General features: G+C 66.3%; 29 protein-coding genes, 3 tRNA genes and 1 pseudogene. 23 read left to right on the top strand and 10 right to left on the bottom strand.

The genetic code is table 11. The features are described 5' to 3' along the window. Positions 1-2 precede the first annotated feature (2 nt). The 10 genes from QFZ21_RS09100 (at position 3) to QFZ21_RS09055 (ending at position 7375) form a co-directional block, all read left to right on the top strand. The gene (locus tag QFZ21_RS09100; RefSeq protein ID WP_307376945.1) at positions 3-710 is read left to right on the top strand and encodes a hypothetical protein; all 708 of its coding nucleotides are present in this window, start codon (positions 3-5) and stop codon (positions 708-710) included. A 74-nt stretch (positions 711-784) separates the two neighbouring features. Then, positions 785-1216, top strand: a complete 432-nt coding sequence (locus tag QFZ21_RS09095; RefSeq protein ID WP_307376942.1) for a hypothetical protein — start codon at positions 785-787, stop codon at positions 1214-1216. After that, a complete protein-coding gene (locus tag QFZ21_RS09090; protein ID WP_307376939.1) occupies positions 1216-1665 on the top strand; it encodes a hypothetical protein in 450 nt (149 codons plus the stop codon). The genes QFZ21_RS09095 and QFZ21_RS09090 overlap by 1 nt, the downstream gene beginning before the upstream one ends. Then, positions 1662-2003, top strand: a complete 342-nt coding sequence (locus tag QFZ21_RS09085) for a hypothetical protein (RefSeq protein ID WP_307376937.1) — start codon at positions 1662-1664, stop codon at positions 2001-2003. The genes QFZ21_RS09090 and QFZ21_RS09085 overlap by 4 nt, the downstream gene beginning before the upstream one ends. Positions 2004-2388: 385 nt before the next feature. Next, positions 2389-3657 carry a hypothetical protein gene (locus QFZ21_RS09080; protein WP_307376935.1) on the top strand — a complete coding sequence of 423 codons (1269 nt, stop codon included), beginning with the start codon at positions 2389-2391 and terminating at the stop codon, positions 3655-3657. Next, positions 3654-3938: a hypothetical protein gene (locus QFZ21_RS09075; RefSeq protein WP_307376932.1), complete on the top strand. Its 285-nt coding sequence runs from the start codon at positions 3654-3656 to the stop codon at positions 3936-3938. Before QFZ21_RS09080 ends, QFZ21_RS09075 begins: the two co-directional genes overlap by 4 nt. 14 nt (positions 3939-3952) lie before the next feature. Then, on the top strand, positions 3953-5464 hold the full coding sequence (locus QFZ21_RS09070) for a hypothetical protein (protein WP_307376929.1): 1512 nt from the start codon (positions 3953-3955) through the stop codon (positions 5462-5464). Between the two features lie 30 nt (positions 5465-5494). Continuing rightward, positions 5495-5824 carry a hypothetical protein gene (locus QFZ21_RS09065; RefSeq protein WP_307376926.1) on the top strand — a complete coding sequence of 110 codons (330 nt, stop codon included), beginning with the start codon at positions 5495-5497 and terminating at the stop codon, positions 5822-5824. Between the two features lie 16 nt (positions 5825-5840). Then, on the top strand, positions 5841-6842 hold the full coding sequence (locus QFZ21_RS09060) for a hypothetical protein (RefSeq protein ID WP_307376923.1): 1002 nt from the start codon (positions 5841-5843) through the stop codon (positions 6840-6842). Between the two features lie 269 nt (positions 6843-7111). After that, entirely contained in the window at positions 7112-7375 is a 264-nt protein-coding gene (locus tag QFZ21_RS09055; protein ID WP_307376920.1) for a hypothetical protein, read from the top strand. A gap of 7 nt (positions 7376-7382) precedes the next feature. Here QFZ21_RS09055 and QFZ21_RS09050 read toward each other — a convergent pair whose 3' ends face one another. The 4 genes from QFZ21_RS09050 to QFZ21_RS09035 are packed head-to-tail and all read right to left on the bottom strand — an operon-like array spanning position 7383 to position 8313. Next, entirely contained in the window at positions 7383-7631 is a 249-nt protein-coding gene (locus tag QFZ21_RS09050; protein WP_307376916.1) for a hypothetical protein, read from the bottom strand. A gap of 34 nt (positions 7632-7665) precedes the next feature. Beyond that, positions 7666-7818 carry a hypothetical protein gene (locus QFZ21_RS09045; protein ID WP_307376914.1) on the bottom strand — a complete coding sequence of 51 codons (153 nt, stop codon included), beginning with the start codon at positions 7816-7818 and terminating at the stop codon, positions 7666-7668. Further along, positions 7811-8032 carry a helix-turn-helix domain-containing protein gene (locus QFZ21_RS09040; protein WP_307376911.1) on the bottom strand — a complete coding sequence of 74 codons (222 nt, stop codon included), beginning with the start codon at positions 8030-8032 and terminating at the stop codon, positions 7811-7813. Before QFZ21_RS09040 ends, QFZ21_RS09045 begins: the two co-directional genes overlap by 8 nt. A gap of 17 nt (positions 8033-8049) precedes the next feature. Continuing rightward, entirely contained in the window at positions 8050-8313 is a 264-nt protein-coding gene (locus tag QFZ21_RS09035; RefSeq protein WP_307376908.1) for a hypothetical protein, read from the bottom strand. A gap of 325 nt (positions 8314-8638) precedes the next feature. Between QFZ21_RS09035 and QFZ21_RS21050 the strand changes: the two genes are divergently transcribed. After that, on the top strand, positions 8639-8869 hold the full coding sequence (locus QFZ21_RS21050) for a DUF3263 domain-containing protein (RefSeq protein ID WP_373426010.1): 231 nt from the start codon (positions 8639-8641) through the stop codon (positions 8867-8869). Between the two features lie 109 nt (positions 8870-8978). On the opposite strand, the gene QFZ21_RS09030 is transcribed toward QFZ21_RS21050, so the two are convergent. The 3 genes from QFZ21_RS09030 to QFZ21_RS09020 form a co-directional block, all read right to left on the bottom strand. Further along, positions 8979-9051, bottom strand: a tRNA-Phe gene (locus QFZ21_RS09030). A gap of 69 nt (positions 9052-9120) precedes the next feature. Further along, positions 9121-9194, bottom strand: a tRNA-Asp gene (locus QFZ21_RS09025). A 29-nt stretch (positions 9195-9223) separates the two neighbouring features. Next, positions 9224-9296: transfer RNA gene (locus tag QFZ21_RS09020), tRNA-Glu, on the bottom strand. 210 nt (positions 9297-9506) lie between these two features. Between QFZ21_RS09020 and QFZ21_RS09015 the strand changes: the two genes are divergently transcribed. After that, the gene (locus tag QFZ21_RS09015; RefSeq protein WP_307376905.1) at positions 9507-10865 is read left to right on the top strand and encodes a M23 family metallopeptidase; all 1359 of its coding nucleotides are present in this window, start codon (positions 9507-9509) and stop codon (positions 10863-10865) included. Between the two features lie 85 nt (positions 10866-10950). Here the strand turns inward: QFZ21_RS09015 and QFZ21_RS09010 are convergent, their stop codons facing one another. Beyond that, entirely contained in the window at positions 10951-11442 is a 492-nt protein-coding gene (locus tag QFZ21_RS09010; RefSeq protein WP_307376901.1) for an inorganic diphosphatase, read from the bottom strand. A gap of 43 nt (positions 11443-11485) precedes the next feature. Beyond that, positions 11486-12154: a TMEM175 family protein gene (locus tag QFZ21_RS09005; protein WP_307376900.1), complete on the bottom strand. Its 669-nt coding sequence runs from the start codon at positions 12152-12154 to the stop codon at positions 11486-11488. A 76-nt stretch (positions 12155-12230) separates the two neighbouring features. Here QFZ21_RS09005 and tilS point away from each other — a divergent pair, with 76 nt between their 5' ends. Then, positions 12231-13223: a tRNA lysidine(34) synthetase TilS gene (gene tilS / locus QFZ21_RS09000; RefSeq protein WP_307376896.1), complete on the top strand. Its 993-nt coding sequence runs from the start codon at positions 12231-12233 to the stop codon at positions 13221-13223. Here tilS and QFZ21_RS08995 read toward each other — a convergent pair whose 3' ends face one another. Next, complete coding sequence (locus QFZ21_RS08995) at positions 13224-13823, bottom strand: DUF937 domain-containing protein (RefSeq protein WP_307376894.1); 600 nt, start codon at positions 13821-13823, stop codon at positions 13224-13226. Between the two features lie 132 nt (positions 13824-13955). Here QFZ21_RS08995 and hpt point away from each other — a divergent pair, with 132 nt between their 5' ends. The 10 genes and pseudogenes from hpt to QFZ21_RS08945 all read left to right on the top strand — a co-directional run bounded on the left by hpt (position 13956) and on the right by QFZ21_RS08945 (position 22625). Then, positions 13956-14507: a hypoxanthine phosphoribosyltransferase gene (gene hpt / locus QFZ21_RS08990; protein ID WP_307376890.1), complete on the top strand. Its 552-nt coding sequence runs from the start codon at positions 13956-13958 to the stop codon at positions 14505-14507. Between the two features lie 64 nt (positions 14508-14571). Further along, a complete protein-coding gene (gene ftsH / locus QFZ21_RS08985; RefSeq protein ID WP_307376888.1) occupies positions 14572-16572 on the top strand; it encodes an ATP-dependent zinc metalloprotease FtsH in 2001 nt (666 codons plus the stop codon). A 1-nt stretch (position 16573) separates the two neighbouring features. Beyond that, positions 16574-17201: pseudogene (folE, locus tag QFZ21_RS08980) on the top strand (GTP cyclohydrolase I). Beyond that, positions 17198-18007, top strand: a complete 810-nt coding sequence (gene folP, locus QFZ21_RS08975; RefSeq protein WP_307376886.1) for a dihydropteroate synthase — start codon at positions 17198-17200, stop codon at positions 18005-18007. The pseudogene folE and the gene folP overlap by 4 nt, the downstream one beginning before the upstream one ends. Before the next feature lie 35 nt (positions 18008-18042). Next, complete coding sequence (gene folB, locus QFZ21_RS08970) at positions 18043-18438, top strand: dihydroneopterin aldolase (protein WP_307376883.1); 396 nt, start codon at positions 18043-18045, stop codon at positions 18436-18438. Then, on the top strand, positions 18435-18974 hold the full coding sequence (gene folK, locus QFZ21_RS08965; RefSeq protein WP_307376881.1) for a 2-amino-4-hydroxy-6-hydroxymethyldihydropteridine diphosphokinase: 540 nt from the start codon (positions 18435-18437) through the stop codon (positions 18972-18974). Before folB ends, folK begins: the two co-directional genes overlap by 4 nt. Then, a complete protein-coding gene (locus QFZ21_RS08960) occupies positions 18971-19453 on the top strand; it encodes a DUF3180 domain-containing protein (protein ID WP_307376878.1) in 483 nt (160 codons plus the stop codon). The genes folK and QFZ21_RS08960 overlap by 4 nt, the downstream gene beginning before the upstream one ends. Then, positions 19404-19985 (top strand): PH domain-containing protein, encoded by a 582-nt coding sequence (locus QFZ21_RS08955; RefSeq protein ID WP_307376875.1) that lies wholly within the window; start codon positions 19404-19406, stop codon positions 19983-19985. The genes QFZ21_RS08960 and QFZ21_RS08955 overlap by 50 nt, the downstream gene beginning before the upstream one ends. Continuing rightward, positions 19982-21928: a PH domain-containing protein gene (locus QFZ21_RS08950; RefSeq protein ID WP_307376873.1), complete on the top strand. Its 1947-nt coding sequence runs from the start codon at positions 19982-19984 to the stop codon at positions 21926-21928. Before QFZ21_RS08955 ends, QFZ21_RS08950 begins: the two co-directional genes overlap by 4 nt. A 4-nt stretch (positions 21929-21932) precedes the next feature. After that, positions 21933-22625, top strand: coding sequence for a DUF2520 domain-containing protein (locus QFZ21_RS08945; RefSeq protein WP_307376871.1), 693 nt, complete (start codon positions 21933-21935; stop codon positions 22623-22625). The last annotated feature ends 47 nt before the right edge of the window (positions 22626-22672 follow it).

Here is a 22672-nt window from a genome sequence, read left to right as displayed (position 1 = left end):
TCATGGGCGGTCTGGTGATCGAAACGATCCGACCCGGAGTGCAGTTCACACCCGAGGGCGCAGCAGCGTTCCGACGCGCTGAGGCGCAGGTTCGTGCGGAGTTCGGCCGCGACATCGACGCGAACTCCACCTACCGATCGCGCTTCACGCAGCTCGGGATGTACAACGCGTGGGTCCGGTATGTGAACTCTGGTTACAACCCGTTGCTCTACCCCGGGCATTCGAAGGCGCTGCACCCGGATGATCCGCTCGCGTTTCACACGAAGGGTACGGCGCTCGATTCCGACGACTGGGTGCACGCCCGCATCGTCGAGATCCTCGCCGAGAACGGCTTCATTCGGAATCGGCTTTACGTGCCCAACGAGCGTCACCACTTCGAGTACATCCGCGACCGCGATACGAACTACGGCAAGCCCGCTGGCGGCAACACTACCCCGGCGATCTCGCTGACAATCCTCAAGGAGTTGGACATGGACAAGGCAGTGATCATCTACTTCGCCGCTGGTGGCGAGAAGGGTTGGGCGCTGATTGGTGCCACGGTACCCGGTGGCGTCCGCTCCTCGCGTTCGCAGGCGACCGCGAACCGGTGGGCACGCATCTACGGCAAGGCCGTGAACTGCAAGTCGAAGGCAGAGTTCCAGGCCACGATCGACGAGGCGAAGGCGCTCAACGACTCGTGGCTCGAGCAGCAGAAGCAGATCCACGGCTGATGCGCTGGTTGTGGAGATCGACGATCTGGGCTGAGGACGCGATCCCCGCGACTGAAGGTTCTACGTCTCGGGAGATGAAGCGCATCGTCCTGCCCCTGTTCGATGGGCTCGTTGTGCTGATGGGCTTCAACGGCATCCTCAATGGCATGCCGTCGTTTGCGCTCGTATATGACCCGACGATCACTGCCATCGCATCATGGACGCTGTTCATGGCGGGACTGGTGGCATTCGTCGGCCTGGCAATCCCGCGTCTCTGGTATCTCGAGGCGGTAGGCAAGCTGGCGATGGTGTTCGTTCTCGGTGGGTATGCCGGCGCCGTGTGGATCGCTTACGTGCAGGGTGACGCCGGCCGAGGGTTCGTTGCTGCTGGTCTCACCGGCCTCCTCGCGCTACCAATGTGGAACCTTGCACGCCTCGGAAGAGAACGTGCTACCAGAGTCCTCGACGGGCTGAACCGTGAACGTTCGGATCGGTTGGACGCGAGGATGACGGAAGGCGACATCTGATGGATTGGAGCCCGATTCTCGTAGCCGTGTGCGCGTCCATTGGGACTCTCGTTGGTTCGTACTTCCTCTTCCGGGGCAAGAAGGTCGACAAGCAGATCAAAGAGGTTGAGGTTGAGGCGTCCGCTGAGGATGCCTTCCTCAAGGGTCAGGCCGCGTTTCAGAAGTATGTCGACGATGTGGTCGACCGTCAGGTGTCGGCTGCGGTTGCGGACTTTCAGCGCCGCCTGACCGAGATGGAAACCCGCCTGGCAGCCGTGTCCCTCGAGTCGCATGAGATGAATGACGCTGTTCGGTCTCGCGAGACGCAGTTGTGGTTGTGGAACATCCATGGCCGCGCGGGCGTGATGCCCGAACTGCCCATGCCGATCATGACGAAGCTCGGCATCATCCACCTGGCCGCGACGCAGGCGGCTACCGATCCAGAAGATACCCAAGGAGAAGCATCATGAAGACCCTGTTTGACTCTCTCGTCCGAACGTTCGTCCCGATCGTGGTCGGTGCAGTAATTGGCGGTTTCGTTACCGCTGGCATCGAGCTCGACGCAGGATTTGAGCCCGCGCTGATTGTCGCCGTGACCGCCGCTTTCCAGGGGGTCTACTACCTCGTGGTGCGCCTTTTCGAGAAGTACGTGTCGCCGAAGTTCGGTTGGCTGCTCGGACTGGCAAAGACGCCCGAGTACAACGCCCCGTCGAAGGACGAGGTTCTCGCACGGCTTGAGCCGCTGACCGATTCTGAGCGTGAGGCGAGCATCCAGTTCGCTGCGGCCCGCGTCAACAAGGGGGCGTGACGTGGCTGGGTTCACTCAGGCTGAGCAGGTAGCCACTCTCGATGCACGCTTTCCCGTGACTGGTGGCGGCGACTATGTGGCGTACTCAGCGAACGGTACGACTGAGTCGTCAGCGATTGCACGTACGGCGATCGGTGCGACTGGTTGGGCTGCGGCTACTGCTGCTACTCCGAGCGTGAAGGCGAACGCGAATGTGCTGACGTCTGCTGCAGCTACGGGTGCGGCGACGATCTCCCACTTCGCGATTTACTCGGCCTCTACGGCGGGTACTCAGCGCACCGACTGGACCGCCCTCGCGGCATCCAAGACGGTTGCTGTGGGCGACACTCTCACGGCTGCTGTTGGGGCCGTTTCGATCACGCTCGACTGACTGTAAGGGGTCGCGATGCCGATCACCCATCTGACCGGCACATCGGTTTTCCAGTCGGGAACAGGCAACCGCACTGTCACACCGAACGCTTCTGCCGCTGTCGGTGATCTGATGGTGTTGCCGGTCGGGTTTCAAGACTCGTCGGCAACCACGATCACAACTCCGGCTGGTTGGTCGGTGCAGAAGACGGGCGTGCTGACGGGCACGCTGAAAACGTCACTTTTCACGCGTACTCGTCAGTCTGGTGACACGACGTGGACGTATGCGCCGAACCAGTCTGTGGAGACTTCGCACCTGGTGTTATCGATCGCTGGCGTGAATCCGGCGTCTCTGATTGTTGGCGCGGATGGCACCCGCGCGGCATCTGGTGCAACGTTCGGAACCACCGCGCCGTCGATCACTACGACGGTCGCCGGCGCGCGCGTGTTCATCATTGCCACGGAACGCACGACAGCGAACGAAACCGTTGAGGCGACTGTCAACAACGGCTTCACGAAAATCTCGCACACGTTCGCGAACGGCACGTCTGCCGAGTCGTTGTTCATCGGATACAAGGACATGCCGACTGCCGGTGCGGTGGGCGCGACGACGGTCACGTTCCAGAACACGCACGCGACGAACGGGTACGCGGTTCTGATCGCGGTCGATCCGGCATCTGTATCCCAGGAAATCTCGGGAACTACGGTCGCGGCGTCGGTGACCTCGGCGGCGTTCTCGGTGCGCCTCCCCATCTCGGGGCTCACGCCTGCAACGTCTGCAGCATCCGGGTCACTGAGTGTCGTCCAGGCGTTCTCTGGTTCAGTATCAGCGACGTCGGGCACATCGGCGGCGGTGACAGGGCAGTGGGCCATCTCCGGTGCCGCGCAGGCCGCGTCTGTTGCGGCCGGTTCCATGACTGCCACGATGCGGATCTCGGGCAGCACGGACGTCACCTCGACCGCGACTGCTGCATTCACTGTCACGACGGCGCCGATCGAATTCGGTGGGACTGTCGGCGTGCTCTCCACGTCGAGTGCATCCATGACGGTCGGGCGCGTCATCTCCGGGATCGTCCAGGTTCAGAGTGCCGCTGCCTCCACCTTCTCGGTCTCGTTCCCAGTCGCGGGCACTGTCGCTGCCGTATCGGGAAGCGCGGCCGAGTTCACTGTCGGCACGTACGTCCCGGGGCCACCTGTTCCGAAGACACGGACACTGACGGGCGACTGGTCTGCATCACTCACTGACGTGACGAGCGCTCACACCCTCGCACCGGTCATCATCACGCACACGTTGGAGGACGCATGATCGTCAAAAGCGGGGACACTCACTCGATCCAGTGGAAAGCGAACCTGGATCTCACCGGGGCAACCGTGCGACTGGTCGCCAAGCCCCGCAACAGCGACACGGCCATCGTCCTGCCCTCCACGATCACGGATGCCGTCGAGGGTGTCGTGGCACACAAGCTCACCGGCACGCTCGAAAAGGGCACCTACAGCGTCGAGCTCGAAGTGACCAAGGGCGCCGACGTCATCACGTTTCCCAATAGCGGGTACTCAACGCTGACCGTCACGCCCGACCTTGACTGACCCAAGGAGTACGCATGTCTGTGCATGATGACGCGAGGGCTGCTTTCGAGGCCGTCTACGACACCGAACTTGAGCGCCTCCGTGAGCTGCTGCTGGTGGCGGATGGTGCGCTGGACGTCGCCCGTACCGAACGTGACGCCCAGACTGCCGAGATTGCGGGTCTCAACGAACAGGTGCGGTTTCTCAAGGCACGCATCGCCGAGCTCGAGACGCCGCCTGTAGTCATCCCCGCACAGATCGGTGCACTCCCGCTCGGTTCTGCCGCCTACCCGCTCGGTGCACAGTCCGTCATCGTGAAGAACTCGACCGAACTGGCGACTGCGCTCAACAACCACAAGCCCGGTGACACGATCTCGATGCGCGCCGGCACATACAAGGTGCCCGGTTTCGGTGACTCGTTCACCAAGGGCAAGGGTGCGTTCATCCTGCAGAACTATCCCGGCGAGGCTGTCAAGGTCATCCCGGCTGATGGTTCTGTCAAGGGTTTCATGATCGTGAAAGCACCGGGCGTAGTCATGCGCGGGTTCCAGTTGGATGGGTTCACCGGCAACTGGGGTGGCAACTACGGGACTCTGATCCTGGCTGACGATCCGGGTGATGGGTCGTCAGCGTCCGGTCTGCTGCTCGAGAACATGCACATCACGAACTCGACGTCGTTCGGGGTGCGTGCGTTCGGCAACCGGACGCGTCGGCTCACTGGCGCAACCGTACGTTTTAGCACGCTCGATGGCAGCAACGCCAAGCAGATCCTCTCGACGGACTGGACGGACAAGTTCACCGCCGAGTCGAGCATCATCCGCAACGCGAACAAGTCTGGTGCGGCGTTCGACAACAGCGAGATGGCCGCATGGAAAGACACCGTGTCGACGGGTCTGGTTGCGAACCGACTCATCATCGAGAACCCCCGCAACTCGGTCGCCATCTGGCTCGACCAGTCCTGTGTTGACGCGGCAATCACGAACATCGACATCATCGGCAAAACCCAGTACGGCGTACACATCGAACTGTGCGGCTGGTGTGTTGTCGCGAACGTCAAGATCAACGGTGACACCAAGTTCGCGTTCTACAACAAGGGTTCACGCAACATCCGCTTCTGGGGCAACAGCTTCCAGGGTGCCGCGCAAGTCGTGTTCATGGAAGAGCAGGACGACCGGGCCGGCAAGACGAGCGCGACGGATTCCCGCCAGCCGTGGATCGCACGCGGGCTCGACTACTTCAGCCGGGACAACGAATGGGTGAACAACACGAGCAGCAGTGACGCCGTGATGTTCGCTCGCATGATGATCTACGACGACCAGGGCAAGACGGACGCACGCACGATGGTGTCGCGGATTGCAGGGAACGTGCTTCCTGTGCGCGCTTCCGGGTCCACGGCATCCGTGCAGCTCGGGACGCCGGTACGTCGTGACTACTCGATCGCGGCACTGCAAGCCCTCGACACCAAGTTCTACGGCAACAGCGACGGCGCCAAACCGGTCAGCCGCGTGACTGTTCCCGCAGAGATCGCCAAACTCACCGACCGATGAGGCACAACAAAACGAAAGGCGGGAGACGCAATGGTTGATCGTCTTGTTGCAGTGAATGATAGCGACTACCGGCTTCCCGAGCCCGTCATCCAGGCGCTCGGCACTGACATGAGCGACAGCGGAACGACGATCGGCGCTATCCTTGCCGACGCTTACGTGCCCAGCTCGGAAGTAACAATCACGCAGGTGGGGTCGGGTTGGAACTTTAAGGCAGGTCACCCCGACAATGTCATTGCTCCTGACGTCTTAGGTTCCATCATCGGGGGCGACGGCACACCTGGGCGCGAGAATGTCATCGGCAAGGGCGTCATCGCGAATGTGAACACGGGGCTCAGCAACGTCCCCGCGAACACCGGCTGATCTTCTTGAAGCGGACGTGAACAAGCGCGCTAACCACAGCTTCTGCGTGGGGTACGACAACGTGATTGCGGGTCTCAAGGGCGTGATTCTCGCCGACCACTCGTACATCGCGTTCAACGCGACTCACAACGCGATCCTCGGCGGCGCCGTACACAAAATCGTCGTGGGAGACTTCTCGGTCATCGGAGGCGGGTACACCAACAGCATCCTCGACGGCGACTATTGCGTCATCGTCGGCGGGTACCTCAACACGATCAACGTGCCCGGCGGTGGCAACTGCACTGTCGGCGGGAGCAATACCACGGTTACGGGCAGCGCGGGCACCGCGTTCGGAAACTTCAACACGGTCACTGGTATTGGCGGCCTAGCGATTGGGGTGGAGGCGAGTGCGGCGGACGGCGCCGCAATCGGCAACAAGGTGACGGCTTCCGGCGTCAAGTCGCTCGCGACCGGCAACCTGATGACTGCATCCGGGAACTACTCGCGGGCATCGGGTAACAACGGGACAGCGACCGCCGATGGTGCCGTGTCGGAGGGTGTTCTTTCGCACGCGACCGCGGCTTACGCGACCGCCCGAGGGTTGCAGGCCATCGCGCGTATCGCGGGTCAGCAGGCCGTCGCGAACGGTGCGTTTGCGGTCGCCGGCGATGCGCAGATCAGCGACATCGTCCAGCGTGCGACGACGACCAGCGCCACGGTCGGATCGATGCCCGGCTACCTGCTCAACCCGGCGCAGACCGTGCAGTACCGAGTGATGGTGACCGCGCGCGACACCGCCACGGGAAACAGCGCTACCTGGGAACTCAAGGGAGCAGCGAAGCGCATTGCTTCGGCGGCGGCCGTTGCGGTGGGAAGTTCGTTCCCGGCGGCGACGCTCATCGCGGCGGATGCCGGGGCGTCGGGCTGGGCGTGCAGCGCATCCGCGTCCACGAACTCGGTCGTGCTGCTGCTCACGGGTGCGGCGGCGACAACCATCCGGTGGGTTGCGCGCTTCGAGGTCGTGGAGCTCGGCGGCTGATCACCAAGCCCAGGAGGACTCAGCGTCTTCCGCGCAGGACTCGGAGCAGTAACGTCCGGGGGCCGTGTGGCTCTTGAACACGATCAGACCTTCGAGATCCCGCCCGCACGTACCGCAAACGGTTGACGTGCGCGGGTTCGGCATGGCGAAGAACGCACGAAGCCGACGCCGGATCTTCAACATGTTCGACATCATAGACCCCCGTTCGACCTTCACCGGTCGGGCGGGGGTTTCTTGTCGTTGTCGGACGTTGCCCGCATCATTGACCGGTGACCACCTTCCACCCGATTTTCCTGACGACCGAGCCTTCTCCGGGTGTGTGGTTGATGACGGCGCGGCATGAGGTGGACCCGTTCGGCCGTATCGAGATCCGCCGACTCCCCAGTGCTGGTGTCGTCCGCTACAAGGTCACGTTTCGCGGCGACGTCATCGGCTGGTCGAACACACTCGAACATGCATGCGTCAGGCTGTACGCCGCGAACATGAAACACGACCAAGACGTACACGACGGACCACCCAACGGACGACGCTAAGGGATGGTCATGAGATATCCGTCAGGTCGGCATGCGGGTTCAGGGTCCGTACGGTGGTGGGGTGATCGGGGAACACAACGAGGTCGCGGCCGTCCTTGAGCGACACCCACGTCGGGGCGGTGCCGTGACCGCAGCAGGAAGCTACCGTCGCCACGCCTGCCGTGTTGAGCGCACGGATCAGGGGCTCGAGGCAAGGGTCGCACCAGATACCGTCACGGTGATTCCGTTCTGACGTTCCGGGGTTGATGACAACCATCGCGGCTTCTCTGCCACCCTCATCTTGCGAGTGGTCACACATGCTCAGGCCGCACTCGGGCATTGATCCGGATCGGTTGAATCACGAATGGGTCGAGCGTCACGGACACCTCGGGCTTCATCCGCCGCATGAGGTCCTGAAACATTCTGTCGCCGTGGTCGAGCACGAAATCGGGAATGTCATTCATCAGAAACCGTCTCCCTTGCGTCGGCTTTCCAGCGGCTGATCGTGTTCGTCGACATGCCCGTGAACTCAGCCAGGACACGAACCGATGCACCATGCGACACAGCATCCAACACGGCACGACGCACACCCTCAACCGCATCATCACGACGGGTGAGAGCTTCACGGATGTTGGTCTCGTCGGCAGGACTCAGGACACGTTTCGGGTTCGGTGACACGCGTTGAAGTGTAGCGGTCATGACTCGGTATCATTCTGCTCGACCGCGGGCCATGCCGGAAGTGGCGGGGCGAGACGTAGAAGCATCCGCTCACTCGGTCGTCCGGCTTGCATCGTTTCCGCCGCCATTTCGTTCTGTGTGGCGAAGACAACCGCTGCAATCGGGGATTTGAAGACGTACTCGGGCACTAGTGCGGCGAAGGCAGTTGCGCCCAAAACGATCATCCCCAAAACCTCCGACGATGCCTCTCCGATCTCCATGCGATCCAGTGCGGCCTGCACTTCTCCTGGCTGCAACATCAGCGCCCCCCAGTGGAGCAAACGGGGCAAGTATCTACCGTGTCGATTCCACGCGCGTGCTGTCCGGAGCTGTTCACGCTCGGGCCAGTGAGGTTCGCATCCTTTTTGCCCTGCGGCCAACTGGGGCAGTACGCCCCACCAGGATGATCTCGTTCTCGACTTCCGCAGAAACGACATACCATATGGGTCTCATTTGTATCGCTCATAGCAACAGTTTACGCTTCCGTCTCGACAACCGCAACACTTCCGGGCAACCGCAACCTAACACCGCCGCTGTAATGTCCGAACCCCCGAGGAACATGAACGCATGACATACACCACCATCCTCGCCTTCGAACGACGACACCCCGGCAACAGTCCCACCAAACGCGAACTCATCCGCCACACACTCGGCATCACAGACATCCGATACACCGTGCTACTCCTACGAGCCGCCGAATCTGCGGAAGGGATCGCTGCAGACCCTGTGACCGCGCGCATGGTGAGGGAACGGGGAGAGATGCGGGCTCGAGAACGTGGCCGGCGTACTGCTGCGTGAGTCGTGAGTTGCCGTTTGGGAGGATGGGGGACACCCTCGGATACACTCGGCAAATCGGGGCTGTTAACGAAAAAGCCGCTTCCCCAGTAGAAGCCTAGAGAAGCGGCAGTGGCTCCGACGGGCGTCGATCCCGTGACCTCACGATTTTCAGTCGTGCGCTCTACCAACTGAGCTACAGAGCCGCGCGACCGGCGAACCTGTCGCGTCCTAGACGAAGAGCTCCCTCCGAAGAAAGAGCTCATCGCATGGAGCGACCCTGACGGGACTTGAACCCGCGACCTCCGCCGTGACAGGGCGGCACGCTAACCAACTGCGCTACAGGGCCATACTTGTTTTCAATTGTATCGGATGGAGTGACCCCAACGGGATTCGAACCCGTGCTACCGCCGTGAAAGGGCGGCGTCCTAGGCCGCTAAACGATGGGGCCGAGTCAGTCCCGGGGGACTTCCTTGCCGACGCTCAAGCATAAGGGATGTTTCAGGCAAATCGCGAATCGAGGGCGCGGCAGCCCACTCGAAGCGTCGATCGGGGGGACGATGGACACGTCAGGCGTGCCACGGCATCCGCATACTCACTCTGTTGCTGGTGTGAATGTTGTTGTTAGTGTGACATGTGTGAAACCGGCGGAAGGGGCCGAGTGAACGACAGGATCACGCTGGATGCTGCTGAGGCAGCATCCGCAGAATGTGGCTGCGCGCCCAGCGCGACGGAGAGTCGCGCTTTGGCGAAGAAGGGGATCAGCCGCCGCGGGGCCCTCGGACTCGGTGTGCTCAGCGTGGTCTCGCTCAGTGCCTTCGGCATCACGTCCGGCGTCTCCGCCGCGTATGCCGCCTCGTACCCCGACTGGGACGACGTGGTGGCCGCGAAGAAGAACCAGGCGGCGAAGGCCGCAGAAGTCAGCCGCATCGAGGGGCTGATCCAGTCCCTCACGCAGAAGGTCGCCGACACGCAGGCCGCCGCCAAGGTGGCATCCGACGAATTCTTCGAAGCCCAGCAGAACTACTTCGCCGCGATCGCGGAGGCCGAGACCCTGCAGCAGCAGGCCGACGCTCAGGCGGCCGTCGCCGACGAGTCAGCGCGCAAGGCCGGACAGGTCGCTGCACAGCTCTACCGCAACGGTGGCGATGACACGTCGCTCGAGCTGTTCTTCGCGGGCTCCGCCGACAACGCCGACGAGCTGCTCGCGCGTCTCGGCACGATGGACAAGCTCCTCGAATACAACCAGTCGGTCTACGACGACGCCGTCGCCGCCCGCAACTCCGCCCAGTCGCTCAGCGACCAGGCCGTCGTTGCGCGCGACGAGCGCGATCGTCTGCAGCAGATCGCCGAGCAGAAGATGGTCGCGGCGCAGCAGGCGGCGGATGCGGCGCAGGCGGCGCTCGACGAGCAGTCCGAGAATCTCGAGACGATGCAGGCGCAGCTCGCCGCGCTCAAGGACACCACCTCCAAGACAGTCGCGGAGTACCAGAAGGGGGCAACCGAGCGCCGCAAGCGCCGCGAGGCGGCCGCCGCCAAGGCCGCCGAGGAAGCCGCCGCGAATGCGGGCGGCAACAGCGGCGGGGGCGGCACTCCCGGCAACGGCGGCTGGGTCCGCCCGCACGGGGGCTACCGCAGCTCGGGCTACGGCCCGCGCTCGCAGCAGTGCAATTCCAACGGATGCTCCTCCAGCTGGCACTACGGCGTCGACCTGGCCAATGGTTGCGGTGCGGCGATCTACGCCGCGCACTCCGGCACCGTCGATGCCGCGTTCTACAACGGCGGCTACGGCAACTACGTGCGCATCCAGCACGGCGGCGGCGTCGCCACGGGCTACGCGCACATCAAGCAGGGTGGATTCGCCGTGCGCAGCGGACAGTGGGTCAACGCCGGACAGGTCATCGCCTACGCGGGGAACACCGGCGGGTCCTTCGGCTGCCACCTGCACTTCGAGGTCTACATCAACGGCGCCTACACGAATCCGATCGACTTCATGGCGGGCAAGGGCATCTCGGTCTGAGTGCTCGTTCGCACAGAGACGAGAAGACCCCCGGGCCGCTGAGCGGATCCGGGGGTCTTCGTCGTGACGGGAGCGGGCTCCTGGGTCAGTGACCCTGCTCGCCCGCGCGGACGATCGCCTCGTCGAGGATGCGCTGCGCTTCGGCCGCGTCGCCCCAGGCGTCGACCTTGACCCACTTGTTGGGCTCGAGGTCCTTGTAGTGCTCGAAGAAGTGCTCGATCTCCTTCTTCGTGTACTCGGCCAGGTCGCCGATGTCCCGGATGTGCGCCCAGCGCGGGTCCTTCGACAGCACGGCGACGAGCTTGTCGTCTCCGCCGGCCTCGTCGCTCATCTTGAGCACGGCGACGGGGCGGACCTCGACGACGACGCCCGGGTAGATGGCCTGGTCGAGCAGCACGAGCACGTCGAGCGGGTCGCCGTCCTCGCCGAGCGTGTTGTCGAAGTAGCCGTAGTCGGCCGGGTACCCGAAGGTCGTGTAGAGCACGCGGTCGAGATGCACTCGTCCGGTCTCGTGGTCGACCTCGTACTTCACGCGGCTGCCGCGCGGAATCTCGATGACGGCGTCGTGTGCGCCCATGCGTGTGCTCCTCTGAAAAGACGGTTGGATGCCGCGGACCAGCCTACTCGCGCGCGTCTGCGGCCGTCTCCCCGGTCGTGCCCGGCTTCCCATGCGTCCAGAGCCGATAGATGAGGTGGGAGACGATGCCGGTGAGCACCAGGAGGAACAGTGCGAAATACCCTTGGTCGCCGATCAGCAGGGCGACCGCGAGTGCGAGCGCGAAGAGCATGATCGCGGCGATGTCGGCGGCGGCGCCGTGCCGGACTCGAGCGGTCGTCGCGGTGGTCATCTCCGGATGCCGAAGCAGGTAGACGCGAGCGGCGAGCGTCGTGATCTGGGTGAGGATCAGGGTGCCGATGTACACGATCTCCTGCAGCGGGTCCGTGTCCATCTGCCCGAGCATCGCGGTCGGCACGGGCAACCACACGATCGTCGCCATCCACGCGATGTTGATCCAGAGCAGCGCCGGTGTGATCGACGTCACCTCGGTGTATTGCCGGTGATGCTCCATCCAGAAGTTCGCGATGAGGACGAAGCTCAGCCCAAAGCTGAACAGCTGTCCGCTGTTCTCGTGGAAGAAGTCGGCCGTGGTGAGGCCCTCGGTGCCGGCATCCGACACCGACTCCAGCAACGGGAGGATCAGCAGGGTCATCGCGATCGCGACGACGGCGTCGGCGAAGGCCTTGAACCTCTCGGTCGAGAACTGCTGCGTGCTCCTGCGATCTGTCACGGCGCCAGACTAGACCGCGCGGTGCTCGGGGCGACGCACGCGCGCGGAAACACGGCTGGTGTCCTACCGTGGACAGGTGCCGTCGCTCTCTCCCGTCATCGCCGAGATCCGCCTCGCCGTGCGCACCGCGCTCGCCGACCTTCCTGAGGGATCGACGGTGATCGTCGCCCTGTCCGGGGGCGCCGACTCGCTCGCCCTCACCGCCGCGACGGCCTTCGAGGCGTCGAAGGCCGGAGTCCGGACGACCTCCGTCACCGTCGATCACGGTCTCCAGGTCGACTCGGCGGAGGTCGCCGCACGTGCGGCGAGCATCGCCGCCGCGCTCGGAGTCGAAACGGTCGTGGTGCGTGTCGACGTCCAGGGGGAGGGAGGGCCGGAGGCGGCGGCGCGCGAGGCCCGCTACCGGGTGCTGCGGGAAGTCGCGGCCGAGATCGGTGCGTCTGCGGTGCTTCTGGGGCACACGCTCGACGACCAGGCCGAGACAGTGATGCTCGGCCTCGCCCGCGGGTCGGGAGCGGCGAGCCTCCAGGGCATGGCGCCATCGCGCGAAGACGAGGACGGGCTGCGCTGGTTGCGGCCGCTGCTCGGCGTGCGGCGGGAGACGACGCGGGCGCTCTGCGCGGCATCCGGTCTGACGCCCTGGGAAGACCCGCATAACCTCGACGAGCGCTTCGCCCGGGTGCGGGTGCGACAGCGGGTGCTCCCGGTGCTCGAGGCCGAGCTGGGTCCGGGCATCGCGGAGGCGCTCGCCCGCACCGCCGAGCAGCTGCGGGAAGACGCAGAGGCGTTCGACGAGATGATCCACGAGACGATCGAGGACATCGTCGAGCATGCCGAGGCGGGTATCTCGGTCAGCGTCGCCGCACTCGCCGCGAATCCCGCAGCCCTGCGCAACCGGATCATCCGTCTCGTCGTGGACAGCGAGTTCGGCGTGAGCCTGACGCGCACGCAGACGGTCGAGGTCGCCCGTCTCGTCACGGACTGGACAGGTCAGGGGCCGATAGACCTGCCCGGCTGCTCGGCTCTGCGCCGCGGCGGGCAGATCGTCTTCTCCGCTTCCGGTCGCTGACTACTTCTTGCCTCCGAAGAGGCCGCCCAGAATGTCGCCGATCCCGCCACCACCGGACTTGCCGCCGCCCAGGATCCCGCCGATCACGTCGCCGATTCCGCCCCCGCCGGCACTGCTGCCGGAACCGCTGCCGCCGCCGCCGAGGATGCCGCCGATGAGGTCGCCGATGCCGCCGCCGGACTCCTGCGCCCCGGCATCCGCCTTCTCGGTCTTGCCCTTGCTGGCGTTCGCGATGAGACCCATCACGATCGGCGCGAGGATCGGGAGGAGCTTGCCGAAGTCGATGCCGGCGGTCGCCTTGGACTCGGTGAGCTTCTCGGTGACGTCCTTCTTGTTCGATCCGAGGATGTGGGTCACGATCTTGTCGCCGTCGGCCTGATCGACATCGTCGACCTTCGAGGGGCCGCGCGATCCTTCGTGCTTGCGCAGGGCCTTCTGGATGGCGGCGGAGCCCTCTTCGGTCTCCGCATTCTTCGCGAGACCGCCCAGCAGCACGGCGCCGCCCTGCTCGACGGCCGCCTTCGCCTCGTCGTGGGAGACTCCGAGCTTCTCGGCGATGTCGTCGATCGGAACCTGCTTGAGGATGTCGTCAAGAGCCATGGTGAATCCTTCCGTCGGTGGGCGTGGGCCCGTCTCCCCGCCAGAGTAGTGCGGATGCCGCGGGCGCAGGGATATTCGCCCGATCCTCGGATCCGTCCCCGAGCACTCGGGCCGGTCACCTAAAATCGATCCATGCGCGCCGCGGAAATCCAGGACGACCTTGCCCAGATCCTCGTGACCGAGGAGCAGATCCTCGCCAAGCTCGAGGAGCTCGCGGCCCAGGTGGCCATCGACTACGAGGGCAAGGATCTCGTGCTCGTCGGCGTCCTCAAGGGAGCGGTGATGGTGATGGCCGACTTCGCCCGCGCCCTCCCGTTCCACGCCCCGATGGATTGGATGGCCGTCTCCAGCTACGGCGCCAGCACCCGGTCCAGCGGCGTCGTGCAGATCCGCAAAGACCTCGACACCGACCTGAACGGCAAGCACGTCCTGATCGTCGAGGACATCATCGACTCGGGCCTGACCCTCAGCTGGCTGCTGGAGAACTTCGGCTCCCGCGGCGCGGAGTCGATCGAGGTGCTGGCGCTGCTGCGCAAGCCGGAGGCGGCGAAGGTCGTCATCGACTGCAAGTACGTCGGCTTCGACATCCCCACCGACTTCGTGGTCGGGTACGGCCTCGACTACGCCGAGCGGTATCGCAACCTTCGCGACGTCGCCGTGCTCGCCCCGCACGTCTACAGCTGACGGGCTACGCCGTGGGTGAACGCACAGCGGCCCCCTAGGACGCGCGCGATACGCTGATCCGATCATGGATGTGAAGAAGCTCACCCGGAATCCGCTGATCTACGTCGCGCTGATCGGCGTGCTGCTCTTCGGAGGCTTCCTCCTGATCTCGAACCTCGGGGCACCCAAGCAGATCACCACTCAGGAGGGGCTGAAGCTCCTCTCCGGCCAGACGGTCACCGAGGTCGTCAACACCGACGGCGACCAGCGCGTCGACCTGACACTGTCGAAGCCGTTCCAGGGTGCGGAGAACGTCCAGTTCTACTACGTCGACGCCCGCGCCGACGAGGTGGTCTCGGCCATCAACGAGTCGGCCCCGAAGGACGGCTTCAACGACGCCGTCCCGCGCGCGACCTGGTTCGACGGCTTCCTCTCGCTGCTGCTGCCGCTCGTTCTCCTCGGACTGCTGTTCTGGTGGCTTCTTTCGTCGATGCAGGGCGGCGGCGGCAAGGTCATGCAGTTCGGCAAGTCCAAGGCGAAGCTGGTGAACAAGGAGACCCCGACCGTCACCTTCGCCGACGTCGCCGGTGCCGACGAGGCGATCGAAGAGCTCCACGAGATCAAGGAGTTCCTGCAGGACCCGGGCAAGTTCCAGGCGATCGGCGCCCGCATCCCGAAGGGCGTGCTCCTTTACGGCCCTCCCGGAACCGGAAAGACGCTGCTCGCACGCGCGGTCGCCGGAGAGGCCGGCGCTCCCTTCTACTCCATCTCCGGATCGGACTTCGTCGAGATGTTCGTCGGCGTCGGTGCCTCCCGTGTCCGCGACCTCTTCGGTCAGGCCAAGGAGAACGCTCCGGCCATCATCTTCATCGACGAGATCGACGCCGTCGGTCGCCATCGCGGCGCCGGTATGGGTGGCGGCAACGACGAGCGTGAGCAGACGCTCAACCAGATGCTCGTCGAGATGGACGGCTTCGACCCCAACGCCAACGTGATCGTGATCGCTGCGACCAACCGCCCCGACATCCTCGATCCCGCTCTGCTGCGTCCCGGCCGCTTCGATCGACAGATCGGCGTCGATGCGCCCGACCTCAAGGGCCGCCAGCGGATCCTCGAGGTGCACAGCAAGGGTAAGCCCCTCGCGAAGAGCGTCGACCTCGAGGTCGTCGCCCGCAAGACCCCGGGATTCACCGGCGCCGACCTGGCGAACGTGCTCAACGAGGCCGCGCTGCTCACCGCGCGCTCCAACGCGCAGCTGGTCGACAACCGTGCTCTCGACGAGGCCATCGACCGCGTGATCGCGGGCCCGCAGCGGCGCACGCGTGTGATGCGCGACAAGGAGAAGCTCATCACGGCGTACCACGAGGGCGGACACGCGCTCGCGGCGGCGGCGATGAACTACACCGACCCGGTGACGAAGATCACCATCCTCCCGCGCGGCAAGGCCCTGGGTTACACGATGGTGCTGCCGCTCGACGACAAGTACTCCGTGACCCGCAACGAGCTGCAGGACCAGCTGACCTACGCCATGGGCGGTCGCGTCGCGGAGGAGCTCGTCTTCCACGACCCGACCACCGGTGCGTCGAACGACATCGAGAAGGCGACCTCGATCGCCCGCAAGATGGTCATCGAATACGGCATGACCACGAAGGTCGGACCGGTCAAGCTCGGCTCCGAGGGCGGCGACGTCTTCGTGGCGCGTGACATGGGCCGTGGCCGCGAGTACTCGGAGAGCGTCGCGGAGCGCGTCGATGCGGAGGTTCGGGCGCTCATCGAACAGGCACACAACGAGGCCTACGAAGTGATCAGCGCGAACCGCGACCTGCTCGACAAGCTGGCGCTGGCTCTGCTCGAGGAGGAGACCCTCGACCACAACCAGATCGCCGAGATCTTCACCGAGATCAAGAAGCTCCCCGAGCGTCCGCTCTGGCTGTCGAGCGAAGACCGCCCGGTCTCCGAGCGGCCCCCGATCGAGGTGCCGAAGAAGGATGTGTCGCTCGCGGCATCCGTCGAGGCTCCGGCCGCGGCGCCTCGCACGCAGCAGGGTTCGGCAGGGGCGAGCCACCCTCGTCCCGCGACGGCGTGACGTGACCGTCGACAGTCGGCGCGTCGAACGGCTCACCCGGGAACTGCTCGAGGCGATCGGCGAAGACCCTGACCGGCCCGGACTGAAGCAGACCCCCGCCCGGATGGCCGAGCTGTACTCGGAATTCTTCGGCGGGGTGGGTGCGGATGCTGCGGAGCCGCTGCAGCGCACGATCAGCGTGACGCGCGGTCCGGCGCCGGACACCCTGCCCTCCGGGGCCGTGCTGCTGCGCGACATCCGTTTTCCGCTCGGTGTGCGAACACCATCTGCTGCCCTTCGCCGGCCACGCCCACATCGCCTACCTGCCGGGGGAGCAGGTGGTCGGATTGGGTGCGCTGGTGCGCGTCGTCGAGATCCTCGCCGCCCGGCCGCAGGTGCAGGAGCGGCTCGGCGAACAGATCGCGGACACCATCGCGGAGCACCTCGACACCCGCGGAGTGCTCGTCGTGCTCGACGCGAGCCACGGGTGCGTGACCATGCGGGGCGGTCGTCAGCCGGAGGCGTCGACGCTCACGATCGCCGCACGGGGCGAGTACACGGATGCTGCCGCACGCGCGGAGCTCATCACGCTGATCGGCCCTTCGACAAGCTCAGGGACCCCTGGTTTCGAGCGAAGACTGCCCGCATGACCGCGATCTGGGGCATCGTCAACGTGACGCCCGATTCGTTCAGCGACGGCGGGCGCTACCTCGACGTCGATCGTGCCGTGGCGCGCGGTCTGCAGCTGCGCGCCGATGGGGCCACCGTGCTCGACGTCGGCGGAGAGTCGACCAGGCCGGGCGCCGAGCGCGTCGACACCGAGGTCGAGCAGCAGCGGGTGATCCCGGTCATCGAGCAGCTCGCCGCCGCCGGGGTGCCGGTGAGCATCGACACCCTGAACGCGGCCACGGCCGTGGCGGCCGTACGCGCGGGCGCCCGGATCGTGAACGACGTCTCGGGCGGCCTCGCCGACCCCGAGATGCGGGCGGCGGTCGCGGAGTCCGGAGCCGACTTCGCGGTCGGGCACTGGCGGGGCTTCTCCGCCGACATGTATGCGAACGCCGAGTACCGGCGCGTGGCCCGGGAGGTGGCCGGCGAACTGCAGGAGCGGATCGGCGAAGCCGCGGCATCCGGAATCGCGCCCTCCCGCCTCATCGTCGACCCGGGCATCGGCTTCGCCAAAGCGGGAGCTCAGAACTGGGACGTGCTGCGAGGGCTCGACGAGATCGTGGCCCTCGGGCCCCGGGTGCTGATCGGCACCTCGCGCAAGCGGTTCCTCGCGGAGACGCTGCGACACGGCGCATCCGGCGACGTTGAGGTGTCGGAAGAGCGCCGCGACCTGGCCACCGCCGTCACGAGCGCGCTCGCCGCACGGGTCGGGGTGTGGGCGGTGCGCGTGCACGACGTCGCATCCACCCGCGATGCACTCGCGATCGCCCACGCGTGGGAAGGCTGAGGGCGTGTCCGGAACCGCCCCCGTACGCTAGGGGCATGGATTCCCTCGATGAGATCGTCCTCACTGGTCTGACCGTGTTCGGCCGCCACGGCGTGTACGAGCAGGAGCGGGAGGAGGGGCAGGAGTTCTCGATCGATCTCCGCCTGCGACTGTCGCTCGATCAGGCGGCAGCATCCGACGAGGTGAACGACACGGTGCACTACGGCGAACTGGCCGAGAAGGTGGCGGCCGTCGTCGCGGGTGAGCCGGTCAACCTCATCGAGACGCTCGCCGAGCGGATCGCCGGGGTCGCGCTCGACGACCGTCGGGTGCAGAACGTCACGGTGACCGTGCACAAGCCGCATGCCCCCATCCCGCTCACCTTCGCCGACGTGGCCGTCACCGTGCATCGCACGCAGTCGCCCGTCGGGCTGGAGGACATCACCACATGAGCCGCAATCTCGCCATCCCGCTCGATCACGGGAACCGGAGCGCCGGCCGCCCCGAGACCCGGGCGGTCGTCGCGCTCGGTGCGAACCTCGGAGAGCGCCACACGACGATCCGGGCCGCCGCCGAGCGGATCGCGCGACTGCCTCTGGTCAGCGATGTGCGCCTGTCCCGTCTCTTCGACACCGTCGCGCTGCGCGTGGACGGCCCCGACCCCGAGGCGCCCACATACGTGAACGCCGTCGCACTGGTGACCACGAGACTCGCGCCCGCGATCCTGCTCGGGATGCTGCACGCCATCGAAGACGAGAACGGTCGCGAACGCCGGGAGCGCTGGGGCGATCGCACGCTCGACCTCGACCTCATCGCCTACGGCGACGTCACATCGGACGAGCCGAACCTGCAGTTGCCGCATCCGCGCGCCTCCGAGCGGCTGTTCGTGCTCGAGCCCTGGCTCGACCTCGACGCGGATGCCGAACTCCCAGGACACGGCAGGGTCGCCGACCTGGCGGCCCGGCTGCGCGCCCGGGGCGACGGATGAGACGCACGTCGGCGGGTGTGCTGGCCGTCCTCGCGCTGCTCGCGGCGGGTGCCGGATTCCTGCTCGACCACCTGCTCACCGTGACCGGCCGAGCGACGTTCACGCCGTCGCTGCTGCTCCCCGTGCTCCTGCTGCTGATCGCCGCCGCGGCGCTCGGCGTCTCGTGGCCGGTGCGCCGCAGCGTGCGCTCCGGCATCCGCATCGATCCGTTCCGTGCACTCAGGGCGGCGACGCTGGCCCGGTCGTCGAGTCTGCTCGGAGCGATCATGGCGGGCTTCGGCGTCGGCCTGCTGGTGTTCCTCCTGTCGCGGCCCATCGATCCACAGGTAGGGTCGACTGTGGCCATGCTGGCCCTGATCGGGAGCGCGATCATCCTCGTGATCGCCGCGCTCGTCGCCGAACAGTTCTGCACCCTGCCGAAGGATCCTGATGACTCAGAACCCAGAGACCGCGCCCCTGAACCCGGCGGAGGGCGTTGATCTCGACGCCCTCGACCAGGGCACCTACACGCAGCTGCGCACGGCGCGGAACGAGGCGCGTCTGGAACTGGACGGCACCTGGCATCAGATCTCGCCGCGGTATGTGGTCTCGCAGGTCGTGCAGAACGTGATCTTCATCGCCTTCGTCGCGGCCGTGGCCATCGTGCTGAACATCGTCCTCGAGCAGGACTGGGTGTGGATCCCCGCCGGAGTGATCCTCCTCATCACGGTGATCGCGCTCATCATCCTGCCGCGTCAGGCGAAGGCCATCGGCTACATGCTGCGCGCCGACGACATCGTGTTCCGCAAGGGCATCCTGTGGCAGCGCATGATCGCGGTGCCGTACGGCCGCATGCAGCTCGTCGACATCACGCAGGGCCCCCTCGACCGCGCCTTCGGCATCAGCCAGCTGAAGATGGTGACGGCCGCGGCCACCACCGGCGTCCAGATCCCCGGTCTCACGCAGGGCGCGGCCGAGGCGCTGCGCGACACCCTCATCGAAGTGGCCGAGACCCGCCGGACCGGCCTGTGAGCGAGCAGCAGTTCCCCGAAGCGCCGAAGGCTGCGACGCGCGATCGCGATACCTCGTCGAACCTGGCGGACGGCGAATGGCACCGGATGCATCCGCTCACCCCGCTGTTCAAGGGCGGGCTGGCGCTGATCATCATCGCCGGTATCGTGATCGCGAACATGCGGGACCGGGTCATCAACTGGTTCGTCGCGCTGTTCACGCCCGAAGAGGCGCACTACGGCGACTACAACGGCGGCGACCCCGTCGACTGGGTGGTCGAGAACAACCTGATCCTGCTCGTGCTGCTCGGCGTGCTGGCCCTCGTGATCGTGCTGGTGGCGATCTTCTGGTTCTTCTGGCGATTCCACCAGTTCCGCATCACGGGCGACCACGTCGAGGTGCGCAAGGGCATCGTGTTCCGCTCGCACCGACGAGCCCCGCTCGACCGCGTGCAGGGTGTCAACCTCACGCGTCCCTTCCCGGCCCGGATCATCGGCCTCGCGAAGCTCGAGGTGGTCGGCGCCGGAACCGACGCGAACGTCGACCTGGAGTATCTCGCCACCACGCGTGCCGAGGCCGTGCGGTCCGACATCCTGCGTCTCGCATCGGGAGCCAGGGCCGCGCGTCAGGCCGCGCTGAACCCGCAGGGCGCGGCGAACCCGCCGGCGGACGGTACCCGCGCGTCGGCTCGTTCCCAGCTGGTCGGGTCGGTGAACGAGGGCGTCAACAGCCTGATCTCCGGCGTCGACCTCGCCGACGTCGCGCCCGAGAGCGTCGTCAAGATCCCCACCGGTCGCCTGATCGGCTCGCAGTTGATCTCGGCCCTGCTGTGGCTGGTGTTCTTCGGCGTGATCTTCGCGGTCGCGCTCGGCAGCACGATCATCGGACTGATCGCCGACGGCGAGAGCGACGGCGGCTTCATCGTGCTGGGCATCGGGCTCGGAATGGGCGTCCCGATGCTCATCGCGGTCGTCGGTATCACCTGGGCGCAGATCTCCAAGTCGCTGCGCTACTCGATCGCCCCGACACCGGATGGCGTCCGCATCACCTACGGCCTGCTGACGACCGTGACCGAGACGCTGCCCCCCGGCCGCATCTTCGCGGTCGAGGTCTCGCAGTCGCTGCTGTGGCGTCCGTTCGGATGGTGGACGATCAAGATCAACCGGATGAGCGGCAAGAGCGCGGCCGCGCAGCAGTCGGGCAGTGCGCAGCAGTTCAACGTGGTGCTCCCGGTGGGCAAGCGGGCGGACGTCGAGCGGGTCCTCGGGCTCGTGCTCCCCGATGTGCCCACGGACAGCATCCCGTTCCTCTGGGATCACGGGATCACCGGGCCCATCGACGGCGACCCGTATCGCACCATGCCCCGACGCGCGTGGTGGCGCCGTCCGGTCTCGTGGAAGCGCCACGGCTACGCGGTGACCGACTTCGGGCTGCTGCTGCGCCGCGGCATCATCTGGCGCAAGCTCGCGGTGTTCCCGCTCGCCCGTCTGCAGGGCGTCTCGCTCTCGCAGGGACCGATCGACCGGTCGCAGCGCGTCTCCGGCGCGCAGGTGCACACCGCACCCGGCCCCATCACCGGCTACCTCTCGGGACTGGAACGCGCGGACGCGCTGGCGCTGCTCGACGGCGTCAGCCGCGCGGCCGCCGAGGCTGCGGCGCGCGACACGACGCACCGATGGAGTGCGCATGCGGCGGCCGAGGCACAGGGAGCGCCGGTCGCGCCTCCGGCATATGCGGCGCCGGGGCAGCCCGCGGTTCCGGTCGCTCCTCCTGCTCCGCCGGTTGCACCGCCGCCTGCGCCTCCTGCTCCTCCTGCTCCGCCGGTTGCGGCGCCTCCTGCACCGCCGGTGGCGCCGCCTGCTCCGCCGGTCGCACCGCCTCCTGCTCCTCCGGTCGCGCCTCCTGCTCCGCCGGTCGCACCGCCTCCTGCGCCTCCTGCTCCACCGGCGACGACGGGGGACTGACGCCGTGGTGCGAGACGGACGTCTCGGCGTCGGCATCATCGGCGCCGGTCGGGTCGGACCCGTCATCGGGGCGGCACTCGGCGGCGCCGGGCACGCCGTCGTCGGGATCACGAGCGGGTCCGACGACGAGCGGGCATCCGCGGTGCTGCCGGACGTGCCTATCCTCGACGCCCTCGAGGTCGTGCGCCGCGCCGAGCTGGTCATCCTCGCGGTCCCGACGGAACAGCTTCCCTCGCTGGTCGCGGGTATCGCCGAGGTCGGCGGCTGGCAGGTCGGTCAGCTGGTGCTGCACACGGACGCGTCCCACGGCATCGAGGTGCTGCGCCCCGCCGCCGAGCGCGGAGCCATTCCGCTGGCCGTGCATCCCGCGATCACCTTCACCGGCACGTCGATCGATCTGCGGCAGCTGCAGGCGGGTTTCGCTGCCGTGACGGCGCCGGCGGCGGTGCTGCCGATCGCCCAGGCCCTCGCCGTGGAGATCGGGTGCGAGCCCATCGTGATCGCCGAGGAGGACCGCCCGGCCTACGCCGACGCCATCCACACCGCCACCGAGTTCTCGCGGTCGATCATCGGTCAGTCGACCGCGCGGCTGCGCGAGATCGGCGTGGAGAACCCGGGCGGCTATCTCTCGGCGCTCGTGCAGTCGACCGTCGAACGCGCGCTGCGCGAAGCATCCGATCCTCCCGCGTTGATCTGACGGACGGCCGCAGGCTCCGACGGACGATCGCGCCCCAGCGGCCGCCG

The organism is Microbacterium sp. W4I20, from assembly GCF_030816505.1.
In the GTDB taxonomy this organism is placed as follows: Bacteria; Actinomycetota; Actinomycetes; order Actinomycetales; family Microbacteriaceae; genus Microbacterium.
This window is presented reverse-complemented; position numbering and strand designations above follow the sequence as displayed.

Coding starts and splice junctions, on each gene's coding strand:
- QFZ21_RS09050 (WP_307376916.1), bottom strand. CDS start 7,631: ATGGTTGTCATCAACCCCGGAACGTCAGAACGGAATCACCGTGACGGT.
- QFZ21_RS08960 (WP_307376878.1), top strand. CDS start 18,971: ATGAGACGCACGTCGGCGGGTGTGCTGGCCGTCCTCGCGCTGCTCGCG.
- QFZ21_RS08995 (WP_307376894.1), bottom strand. CDS start 13,823: ATGGCTCTTGACGACATCCTCAAGCAGGTTCCGATCGACGACATCGCC.
- folB (WP_307376883.1), top strand. CDS start 18,043: ATGGATTCCCTCGATGAGATCGTCCTCACTGGTCTGACCGTGTTCGGC.
- folP (WP_307376886.1), top strand. CDS start 17,198: ATGACCGCGATCTGGGGCATCGTCAACGTGACGCCCGATTCGTTCAGC.
- folK (WP_307376881.1), top strand. CDS start 18,435: ATGAGCCGCAATCTCGCCATCCCGCTCGATCACGGGAACCGGAGCGCC.
- QFZ21_RS09065 (WP_307376926.1), top strand. CDS start 5,495: ATGGTTGATCGTCTTGTTGCAGTGAATGATAGCGACTACCGGCTTCCC.
- QFZ21_RS09045 (WP_307376914.1), bottom strand. CDS start 7,818: ATGAATGACATTCCCGATTTCGTGCTCGACCACGGCGACAGAATGTTT.
- QFZ21_RS21050 (WP_373426010.1), top strand. CDS start 8,639: ATGACATACACCACCATCCTCGCCTTCGAACGACGACACCCCGGCAAC.
- QFZ21_RS09080 (WP_307376935.1), top strand. CDS start 2,389: ATGCCGATCACCCATCTGACCGGCACATCGGTTTTCCAGTCGGGAACA.
- ftsH (WP_307376888.1), top strand. CDS start 14,572: ATGGATGTGAAGAAGCTCACCCGGAATCCGCTGATCTACGTCGCGCTG.
- hpt (WP_307376890.1), top strand. CDS start 13,956: ATGCGCGCCGCGGAAATCCAGGACGACCTTGCCCAGATCCTCGTGACC.
- QFZ21_RS09070 (WP_307376929.1), top strand. CDS start 3,953: ATGTCTGTGCATGATGACGCGAGGGCTGCTTTCGAGGCCGTCTACGAC.
- QFZ21_RS09085 (WP_307376937.1), top strand. CDS start 1,662: ATGAAGACCCTGTTTGACTCTCTCGTCCGAACGTTCGTCCCGATCGTG.
- QFZ21_RS09010 (WP_307376901.1), bottom strand. CDS start 11,442: ATGGGCGCACACGACGCCGTCATCGAGATTCCGCGCGGCAGCCGCGTG.
- QFZ21_RS09090 (WP_307376939.1), top strand. CDS start 1,216: ATGGATTGGAGCCCGATTCTCGTAGCCGTGTGCGCGTCCATTGGGACT.
- QFZ21_RS09100 (WP_307376945.1), top strand. CDS start 3: ATGGGCGGTCTGGTGATCGAAACGATCCGACCCGGAGTGCAGTTCACA.
- QFZ21_RS09075 (WP_307376932.1), top strand. CDS start 3,654: ATGATCGTCAAAAGCGGGGACACTCACTCGATCCAGTGGAAAGCGAAC.
- QFZ21_RS08955 (WP_307376875.1), top strand. CDS start 19,404: ATGACTCAGAACCCAGAGACCGCGCCCCTGAACCCGGCGGAGGGCGTT.
- QFZ21_RS09095 (WP_307376942.1), top strand. CDS start 785: ATGAAGCGCATCGTCCTGCCCCTGTTCGATGGGCTCGTTGTGCTGATG.